General features: G+C 66.3%; 10 protein-coding genes. 2 read left to right on the forward strand and 8 right to left on the reverse strand.

What is annotated here, in order from left to right; all coding sequences use genetic code 11:
- Positions 1 to 111 precede the first annotated feature (111 nt).
- The 8 genes from AC3WOH_RS34530 to AC3WOH_RS34565 form a co-directional block, all read right to left on the reverse strand.
- Positions 112 to 1296 (reverse strand): pyridoxal phosphate-dependent aminotransferase, encoded by a 1185-nt coding sequence (locus AC3WOH_RS34530; RefSeq protein WP_492233842.1) that lies wholly within the window; start codon positions 1294 to 1296, stop codon positions 112 to 114.
- Positions 1297 to 1385: 89 nt separating this feature from the next.
- Positions 1386 to 1988 (reverse strand): transcription antitermination factor NusB, encoded by a 603-nt coding sequence (gene nusB / locus AC3WOH_RS34535; RefSeq protein ID WP_492233843.1) that lies wholly within the window; start codon positions 1986 to 1988, stop codon positions 1386 to 1388.
- Positions 1985 to 2449 (reverse strand): 6,7-dimethyl-8-ribityllumazine synthase, encoded by a 465-nt coding sequence (ribH, locus tag AC3WOH_RS34540; protein ID WP_184863521.1) that lies wholly within the window; start codon positions 2447 to 2449, stop codon positions 1985 to 1987. Before ribH ends, nusB begins: the two co-directional genes overlap by 4 nt.
- Positions 2450 to 2454: 5 nt before the next feature.
- Entirely contained in the window at positions 2455 to 3576 is a 1122-nt protein-coding gene (gene ribBA / locus AC3WOH_RS34545; protein ID WP_492233844.1) for a bifunctional 3,4-dihydroxy-2-butanone-4-phosphate synthase/GTP cyclohydrolase II, read from the reverse strand.
- A gap of 349 nt (positions 3577 to 3925) precedes the next feature.
- The gene (locus tag AC3WOH_RS34550; RefSeq protein ID WP_492233845.1) at positions 3926 to 4219 is read right to left on the reverse strand and encodes a 2Fe-2S iron-sulfur cluster-binding protein; all 294 of its coding nucleotides are present in this window, start codon (positions 4217 to 4219) and stop codon (positions 3926 to 3928) included.
- On the reverse strand, positions 4216 to 4860 hold the full coding sequence (locus AC3WOH_RS34555; RefSeq protein WP_492233846.1) for a DUF938 domain-containing protein: 645 nt from the start codon (positions 4858 to 4860) through the stop codon (positions 4216 to 4218). Before AC3WOH_RS34555 ends, AC3WOH_RS34550 begins: the two co-directional genes overlap by 4 nt.
- 30 nt (positions 4861 to 4890) lie before the next feature.
- Entirely contained in the window at positions 4891 to 5217 is a 327-nt protein-coding gene (locus AC3WOH_RS34560; protein WP_492233847.1) for a hypothetical protein, read from the reverse strand.
- Positions 5218 to 5463: 246 nt separating this feature from the next.
- Positions 5464 to 5745 carry a DUF427 domain-containing protein gene (locus tag AC3WOH_RS34565; protein WP_492233848.1) on the reverse strand — a complete coding sequence of 94 codons (282 nt, stop codon included), beginning with the start codon at positions 5743 to 5745 and terminating at the stop codon, positions 5464 to 5466.
- A gap of 169 nt (positions 5746 to 5914) precedes the next feature.
- On the opposite strand from AC3WOH_RS34565, the gene AC3WOH_RS34570 reads away from it, so the two are divergent.
- Together AC3WOH_RS34570 and gshA are read left to right on the forward strand one after the other, a co-directional pair.
- Positions 5915 to 6823 carry an SDR family NAD(P)-dependent oxidoreductase gene (locus AC3WOH_RS34570; RefSeq protein ID WP_492233849.1) on the forward strand — a complete coding sequence of 303 codons (909 nt, stop codon included), beginning with the start codon at positions 5915 to 5917 and terminating at the stop codon, positions 6821 to 6823.
- 68 nt (positions 6824 to 6891) lie between these two features.
- Complete coding sequence (gshA, locus tag AC3WOH_RS34575; protein ID WP_492233850.1) at positions 6892 to 8421, forward strand: glutamate--cysteine ligase; 1530 nt, start codon at positions 6892 to 6894, stop codon at positions 8419 to 8421.
- Positions 8422 to 8529 lie beyond the last annotated feature (108 nt).

Below are 8529 nucleotides of genomic sequence, written 5' to 3' on the forward strand. Positions count from 1 at the left end.
CCTTTCTTTTGGGTACTTTTCTTTGGCGAAGCAAAGAACAAGTACCTCGGCCGCCGGGCCGAGACCCGGCCTCCGCCTTCAACAAAGAAGCAGAAGCAACCACCGTTATGGTCACCCCAGCAGACGACGCAACCGAGCCACAGACTCCTCCAACTGCGCCATCGAATTCGCAGTAGAGAACCTTACAAACCGCTCCGTCTCCGCCGTCCCAAAATCCCGCCCCGGCGTCACCGCCACATGCGCCCGCTTCATCACCTCGAACGCAAAATCCCAGCTGCCATTCACACCCAACCGAGAAGCCGCTTCGGAACAATCCGCCCACGCATAAAAAGCACCATCCGGCATCACCGGCACCGACAAGCCCATGGACTGCAGGGCAGGAATAAAGAAATCACGACGCGCCTTGAACTCCGCCCGCCGCCGCTCATACTCCGCAATGCTCTCGGCCTCGAAACAGGCCAACGCCGCATGCTGCGATACCGTGCTCGCACAGATGAACAGGTTCTGCGCCAGGCGCTCGACCACCGGCACCATGGCCTCGGGCACCACCATCCACCCCAGGCGCCAGCCGGTCATGTTGAAGTACTTGCTGAAGCTGCTGATGCTGACGATGTTCTCGTCGATAGCCAGCGCCGTGTGGCCGAATTCTTCTTCGTACGACAGGCCCAGGTAGATCTCGTCGATCAGCGTGATTCCGTCGTGCGCGCGCACCACCTCGTGGATGCGGCGCAGCTCATCGGGCGCGATGGACGTGCCCGTGGGGTTCGACGGCGAGGCCAGCAGCACGCCGCGGGTCTTGTCGGTCCAGGCGGCGCGCACCTTCTCGGCGCTGAGCTGGTAGCGCTCGGCTGCGGTGGTGGGCAGCAGCACGGCCTTGCCCTCGGCAGCGCTCACGAAGTGGCGGTTGCAGGGGTAACTCGGGTCGGGCATCAGGATCTCGTCGCCCTGCTCGATGAGTGCCAGGCAAGCGAGTTGCAGCGCGGCCGAGGCGCCCGCCGTGACCACGATGCGCCGGGCCGGCACGTCGACGCCAAAGCGCTGTGCATACCAGGCGCTGATGCGCTCGCGCAGGGGCTCCAGGCCCAGGGCGTTGGTGTACTGCGTGGCGCCGTCGCGCACGGCGCGGGCTGCGGCTTCCTGCACCAGGGGCGGGGCGGTGAAGTCGGGCTCGCCGATGTTCAAGAAGATCATCGGCTCGCGGGTGCCCGCCACCTCGCGCGCCAGGGCCTGGGCGGCCTTGGCCACCTCCATCACGTAAAACGGTTCGATGCGCTCGGCGCGCGAGGAGAACTTCATGGGAGAGGGTCCTGCCCGCACGGGGCATTCAGTCATTCATTTGCGAGGTAGCGTGAGGGGGCTGCGCGCAAGCCCCCGGAGGGCAGCGCTCAGGCCTCGGCGTCGTCGCCCGCAGGCGTTGCCGCTGCCGCGCTGGCCGCACCCTTGTCGGCCGCAACTTCGGCGGCGCGCAGGCGCGGGGCCAGGCCATTGAGCACGGCATTCACGTACTTGTGGCCGTCGGTGCCGCCGAACTCCTTGGCCAGCTCGATGCACTCGTTGAGCACCACGCGCCATGGTACATCCAGGCAGTGCTGGAACTCGTAGACGCCGATCCACATCACCGCATGCTCGATGGGCGAGATCTCGGCCATCTTGCGGTCCAGCAGCGGGGTGATCAGCGCGTCCATGTCGGCGGCCATGGTGATGGAGCCGTGCAGCAGGGCGTCGTAGTGCACCGAGTCGGCCTTGTGAAAGCCCGCCAGGTCGCGCGTGAAGGCGTCAATGGCTTCGGGGGCGTTGCCGCCCACCAGGTGCTGGTACAGCGCCTGCAGCGCAAACTCGCGCGCGCGGCTGCGCGCCGATTTGGAAGCCGCCTTGCGCGCGCCCGTGCTCTTGAGGCCGGTGCGCGACTGCTTGGGCGGGCGCTTGGCGGGGTGGCTGCTGCTGGCGGCGGCGCCGCTGTCGTCGTTACCGTAATCGTTTTCGCTCATGACAGGTCTTCCAGCAGATTGGCCATTTCCACCGCCACGCGGGCCGCATCGGTGCCCTTGTCGGTCTGGCGGGCGATGGCCTGTTCCATGTTCTCGGTGGTGATGATGGCGTTGGCGATCGGGATCTGGTAGTCCAGCGACAAGCGGGTGACGCCCGCGCCCGATTCATTGGCCACCAGCTCGAAGTGGTAGGTCTCGCCGCGGATGATGCACCCCAGGGCGATCAGCGCGTCGTACTCGTCGGCCTCGCACATGGCTTGCAGGGCCACGGGCACTTCGAGCGCGCCGGGCACCAACACGTGCTTGATGTGCTTTTCCTGCACGCCCAGGGCCAGCAGCTCGGCACGGCAGGCCGCCGCCAGGCTGTTGGTGATGCTTTCGTTGAAGCGGGCCTGCACGATGCCGATGTGCAGCTTCTTGCCGTCCAGCTTGTCCGCTGTTCCTTTTTCTGCGCCAAACATGATTTTTATTCCTTGGGGATGAAGCCGGTGATTTCGAGGCCGTAGCCCGCCATGCTGGGCATGCGGCGCGGCTGGCCCATCAGGGCCATCTTGTGCACGCCGCACTCGCGCAGGATCTGCGCGCCCACGCCGTAGGTGCGCAGGTCCATGCGGCCGCGCTCGGGCGCCTGGGCCGCGCGGGCCGTGCCCTCGAACTGTTCGAGCAGTTGCTCGGCGGTTTCGCCGCAGTTGAGCAGCACCGCCACGCCCTTGCCCTGGGTCGCCAGGTACTGCAGGCTCGAATCGAGGCCCCAGGAGTGCATGGAGCGGTTGACTTCGAGCGCGTCGAACACCGAGAGCGGCTCGTGCACGCGCACGGGCACCACGTCATCGGTGCTCCACTGGCCCTTGACCAGGGCCAGGTGCACGGCCTGGCTGGGCTTGTCGCGGAAGGCGTGCACGGTGAACTCGCCGGCCGTGGTCTGCAGCGTGCGCGTGCCAACCTTCTCGACCAGCGATTCATTGCGGCTGCGGTACTCGATCAGGTCGGCGATGGTGCCGATCTTCAGGCCGTGCTCGGCCGCGAAGAGCTGCAGGTCGGGCAGGCGGGCCATGGTGCCGTCGTCCTTCATGATCTCGCAGATCACGGAGGCGGGGCTGCAGCCAGCCATCACGGCCAGGTCGCAGCCGGCTTCGGTGTGGCCGGCGCGCATGAGCACGCCGCCGTCCACGGCCTGCAGCGGGAAAATGTGGCCGGGCTGCACCAGGTCTTCGGCACGGGCGCCCGGCGCCACCGCGGCCTGCACGGTGCGCGCGCGGTCGGCCGCGGAGATGCCGGTGGTCACGCCCTCGGCCGCCTCGATGGAGACGGTGAACGCGGTGGCGTGCTTGGTGCCGTTGCGCGTGACCATGGGCGGCAGGCGCAGGCGCTCGCAGCGCTCGCGGCTGAGCGTCAGGCAGATCAGGCCGCGGCCGAAGCGCGCCATGAAGTTGATGGCCTCGGGCGTGACATGGTCGGCGGCCAGCACCAGGTCGCCTTCGTTCTCGCGGTCTTCTTCATCGACCAGGATGACGATGCGGCCGGCGCGCATCTCGGCCACGATGTCCTCGACGGGCGAGATCGGCACGGGAGTGAGGGGGGTGTTCATGGAGGGCTAGGACTTTCTGTGGGGACGGCCGGCGAGTGTGCGCAGCGCAGGTTCCCGTGGCCGGAGGTCGCCACAAGGCACACACCTCCAAGAAACCGCCCAAAGAACATGCGATGCGGCGCTGCCGCACGTCGACGGGGCATATTGCCCCACAAGGAACTGATTTTAATGCACCCGGGCAATCCTGCGTCCACGGAGGGGCGCCATGTTGGCGCAAATCAGCGGCTGATACGTTCGTGTACCCGAAAAACTGGCGCGCCCCAAGACCAGTGCCGCCGTGCAAGGGCCGCCCCGCCGCAGGGGCGGCGTCCCCCTGGGGGGAAGGCGCGAAGCGACTCAGGGGGGCTTCCTAAATCATGCTGCCCTGTATCACCACGTCGGACTCTGGATACGCCACACAGGGCAGCACGCAGCCCTCGGCCTTCTCTTCGGGCGAGAGGCCCGGCCATTCGATCTCGTAGCGCACGCGGCCTTCCACCAGCTGGCCGATGCAGGTGCGGCAGGTGCCGTTGCGGCAGGAGCTGGGCCAGTCGATGCCGCCCTGCTCGATGGAGACCAGCAGCGGCTGTTCGGGCCAGGCATCGCACTGGGCACCATCGGGCTCGATGCGGGCGGTGAAGAAGGGGATGGCAGGCTGGTTCATGCGTTGTGCGATTCAGGGGTGCGTTGCCACACCAGGAGAAGGTTGTTGGCGGGCATGGCGTGGCGCGCGGCCAGGTGCAGGCCGGCGGCAGCCGCTTCGCGCTCCACATCGGCCCGCTGGCGGATGCCCCAGGCAGGGTCCTGCGCGCGCAGGGTGGCGTCAAAACCCTGGTTGCCGGGCGAGGTGGGCACGCCGTCTTCGAGGTAGGGCCCATAGGTGATCAGACGGCCACCGGGCGCCAGGTGGCGAGCCGCCCCCTGCATCAGCCCGGCGCAGCAGGCCCAGGGGGCGATATGCAGCATGTTGGCGCAGTAGATGAGGTCGAAGGGCTGGGCAAAGGGGGCCTGGCCATCATCGGGCCAGGTGCCGTGCCGCACATCCAGGCGCAGGGCGGGCCGCACGTTGGCGGCATCCGCCTGCAGCGCCCAGCCGGCGATGGCGAAGAACAGCTCGTCCTTCAGATCCGTGGGCTGCCAGGTCCAGCCGGGCAGGGCGGCGCTGAAAAAGGCCGCATGCTGCCCCGTGCCGCTGGCAATCTCCAGCGCGGCGCCGGTATCGGGCAGCAGGCCGCGCAGCACGGCCAGGATGGGCGCCTGGTTGCGTTCGGAGGCGGGGCTGCAGGGGAGGGGGGGTGCAGTCATAGGTGTGGACAAAAGGGATGGCGGATGCTATCAAATTGAAAGCAAATTCATGCGCGCAGGGGCTTTGCCCAAACTGCCTTGTTTTTTGGCAATGCAGGGATAGTCCTTGCAAATCAAGCACTTGGCGCACCTGTACAGGGCTTGTCCCGACTTATCCCCACGATTGTCCAGTGCCTGCTGGGATAACCCCTGCCATTTGCCCAAAAAACAGGCGATGTGGGGCTTGCCCTTGTGAATCAAGCACTTGGCGCTGCCATACAGAAGTTGCCCAAACTTATCCACATGATTGTCCAAGGTTGGCAGGGATAACCGGGTTTTGCGGTCTGCCAGGGCCTGCCAAAAAAGCGGGCAGTGCAAGGAATTTCCTTGAAAATCAACAGCTTGTGCAGGCCATACAGCAGTTGTCCCGACTTATCCCCACCGTTGTCCAGTGTACCTAGGGATAACCCGTAGGTCGATGCAGCCCGTGGCTGCCCAAAAATCGGGCGGTGCAGGGATATCCCTTGTGAATCAAGCACTTGGGACAGCCATACAGAAGTTGCCAAAAATTGTCCACATGCTTGTCCAGTGCGGGCAGGGATAACTCCCGCCGATGCCGCGGGGTCAGGCCTCGACCTTGACGCCCTTCCAGAACGCGACCCGGCCCCGGATTTCTTCTGCTTCGGGCTTGGGGTCGGCATAGAACCATGCGGCGTCGGTGTTCATTTCGCCGTTGACCAGGAGCGAGAGGTAGCTGGCCTGGCCCTTCCAGGCGCACATGGTCTTGTGGTTGCTGAAGGTGATGTACTCGCGCTTGAGTGCGGCTTCGGGGAAATAGTGGTTGCCTTCGACCACCACGGTGTCGTCGCTTTCGGCGATGGTCACGCCGTTCCAGATTGCTTTCATGGGAGATCCTTGGAGAGGGATGGGGGGCACCAGGGCCCGGCGCCCGGCAAGGGCGGAGCGCCAGCCGCGATTTTGCCTGCTTGGGCCGGCAGTCACGCACGGTACGGGGTTGCGGAGCGATGTCGCGTACAGTCGCTGCGCAGCAAACAACCACAGGAGAACATGCACCATGGGTATCGATTTCAAGGGCCGCGTGGCCATCGTCACGGGCGCCGGCGGTGGCCTGGGCCGCCAGCATGCACTGGCACTGGCGGCGCGTGGCGCCAAGGTGCTGGTCAATGACCTGGGCGGCGCGGTGGACGGCAAGGGCGGCTCGGTCGGCGCGGCGCAGGCCGTGGTGGACGAGATCATTGCGGCCGGCGGCGAGGCGATTGCCAACGGCGCATCCGTCACCGACTATGCGGCCGTGCAGGCCATGGTGCAGCAGGCCATCGACACCTGGGGCCGGGTCGACATCCTGGTGAACAACGCCGGCATCCTGCGCGACAAGTCGTTCTCCAAGATGGAGATGGACGACTTCCGCCTGGTGGTGGACGTACACCTCATGGGCGCTGCGCACTGCTGCAAGGCCGTATGGCCGCACATGGTGGCCCAGCAGTACGGCCGCATTGTGATGACCACCTCGTCCACGGGCCTGTACGGCAACTTCGGCCAGTCCAACTATGGCGCGGCCAAGCTGGCCCAGGTGGGCTTGATGCAGACCCTGTCCATCGAGGGCGCCAAGTACGGCATCCACGTGAACGCCCTGGCACCGACCGCCGCCACGCGCATGACCGAGGGCCTGATGCCCCAGGAGGTGCTGGACGCATTGAAACCCGAGGCCGTGGTGCCCGCCATGCTGGTGCTGGCCCATGAGAGCGCGCCCACGCGCACCATCCTATGCGCAGGCGCGGGCACCTTCGAGGCAGCACACATCACGCTGACCCAGGGTATTCACCTAGGGATTGGTGCCGAGACGCCCGAACAACTGGCGGCACGCCTGTCGGAAGTGACCGAGCGCGCAGGCGAACAAGTACCACAAAGCGGCGCAGCCCAGGGGACCAACGAGGTGAGCAAGGCCATGGCGGCCAGGGTTTAAGCCAGATCCACACGCGCAATCCCGCGGCGTGCTAAGTTCCGCCCCGATACGAGATCGGTAATAAAGATATGAGAACTTTGCAGGAACGACTGGCCGCCTACCCCGCCGACGCACTGGCAGGCATCCGCCGCGGCATCGAGAAGGAGGGATTGCGCGTGCTGCCCACGGGGGGGCTGGCGCTCACGCCACACCCGGCGGCGCTGGGCTCGGCCTTGACACACCCGCTGATCACCACCGATTACAGCGAATCGCAGTTGGAGCTGATCACCGGCGCCCACAAGGGCGTGGACGAATGCCTGCATGAGCTGGCCGAAGTGCACCAGTTCGTGCACCGCGCGCTGCAGGCCCAGGGCGGCGAGCTGATGTGGGCGTCGAGCATGCCCTGCGGCCTGCCCACGGACGAGACCATTCCCATCGGCCGCTACGGCAGCTCCAACATCGGCCGCGCCAAGAGCGTCTACCGCATGGGCCTGGGCCACCGCTATGGCCGGCGCATGCAGACCATCTCTGGCATCCATTACAACTGGTCGCTGCCCGGCGTGGGCAGCGACGACTACTTCGCGCTGATCCGCAACTTCCGTCGGCATGCCTTCGTGCTGCTGTACCTGTTCGGCGCGTCGCCCGCGCTGTGCCCCTGCTTCGTACAGGGGCGCGAGCACCGCCTGCAGGCCCTGGGCGACAAGGGCCAGGCCATGTACCTGCCGCATGCGACCTCGCTGCGCATGGGCCGCCTCGGTTACCAGAGCGACGCCCAAGCCACGCTGGCCGTGAGCTACAACGGCCTCAAGGGCTATGCCAACTCGCTGCACGAGGCGCTGACCAAGCCCTACGCGGCCTACGAGACCGTGGGCGTGCGCAACCCGGGTGGCGATTACAACCAGTTGGGCACCAGCCTCTTGCAGATCGAGAACGAGTTCTACGGCACCATCCGCCCCAAGCGCACCGTGCGCACAGGCGAGCGCCCGCTGCATGCGCTGCGCGAGCGCGGGGTGGAGTATGTCGAGGTGCGGCTCATGGACCTCGATCCTTTTGTCACCGTGGGCATCACGGCGCAGACCATGCGCCTCCTGGACGTGTTCCTGATGCACTGCCTGCTGTCCGACAGCCCGCCCGACACGCCCGAGGAGATTGCCGAACTCCAGCAGAACCAGCACCTCACGGCCGAGCGCGGCCGCGAGCCCGGCCTGCAGCTGCAGCGCGGTGGCCAGGCCGTGGCGCTGACCACCTGGGGCGCCGAGGTGCTGGCCGAGTGCGAACCCCTGGCCGCGGCGCTGGACGCCACGCACGGCACGCACGACTACAGCGAGGCCCTGCGCGATGCGCGTGCCCTCATGGACGCGCCGGAGCGCACGCCCTCGGCGCGCGTGCTGGCCAGCATGGTGCAGGACCATGGAAGCAGCTTCGAGGCCTTTGCCTTCCAGCAATCGGCCAAGGCCCAGGCCACTTTGCTGGCCTTGCCCTGGAGCGATGGGCAGCAGGCGCGGTTCGAGCAGATGGCGCATGATTCTGTGGCTGCGCAGAAGGCTATTGAGGCGGCAGATACCTTGCCGTTTGAGCCTTGGCGGGAGCAGTACATGGCTGTTGGTGGTTTGGGCTGATAGTCTGGCTTATGGTGGCTTCTGCTGTGGGTTGAGGGCGGAGGCCGGGATGTGCGCCCGGCGGCGCACCTACTTTCTTTTTGCGCAAAAAGAAAGTAGGCAAAGAAA

The sequence above is a fragment of the Acidovorax sp. FW305-C-20-28 genome (assembly GCF_058783375.1).

Bases quoted from the DNA above. Each gene is read 5' to 3' on its own strand.
- gshA (WP_492233850.1), top strand. From the start codon at position 6,892: ATGAGAACTTTGCAGGAACGACTGGCCGCCTACCCCGCCGACGCACTG.
- ribBA (WP_492233844.1), bottom strand. From the start codon at position 3,576: ATGAACACCCCCCTCACTCCCGTGCCGATCTCGCCCGTCGAGGACATC.
- AC3WOH_RS34570 (WP_492233849.1), top strand. From the start codon at position 5,915: ATGGGTATCGATTTCAAGGGCCGCGTGGCCATCGTCACGGGCGCCGGC.
- AC3WOH_RS34530 (WP_492233842.1), bottom strand. From the start codon at position 1,296: ATGAAGTTCTCCTCGCGCGCCGAGCGCATCGAACCGTTTTACGTGATG.
- nusB (WP_492233843.1), bottom strand. From the start codon at position 1,988: ATGAGCGAAAACGATTACGGTAACGACGACAGCGGCGCCGCCGCCAGC.
- ribH (WP_184863521.1), bottom strand. From the start codon at position 2,449: ATGTTTGGCGCAGAAAAAGGAACAGCGGACAAGCTGGACGGCAAGAAG.
- AC3WOH_RS34550 (WP_492233845.1), bottom strand. From the start codon at position 4,219: ATGAACCAGCCTGCCATCCCCTTCTTCACCGCCCGCATCGAGCCCGAT.
- AC3WOH_RS34555 (WP_492233846.1), bottom strand. From the start codon at position 4,860: ATGACTGCACCCCCCCTCCCCTGCAGCCCCGCCTCCGAACGCAACCAG.
- AC3WOH_RS34565 (WP_492233848.1), bottom strand. From the start codon at position 5,745: ATGAAAGCAATCTGGAACGGCGTGACCATCGCCGAAAGCGACGACACC.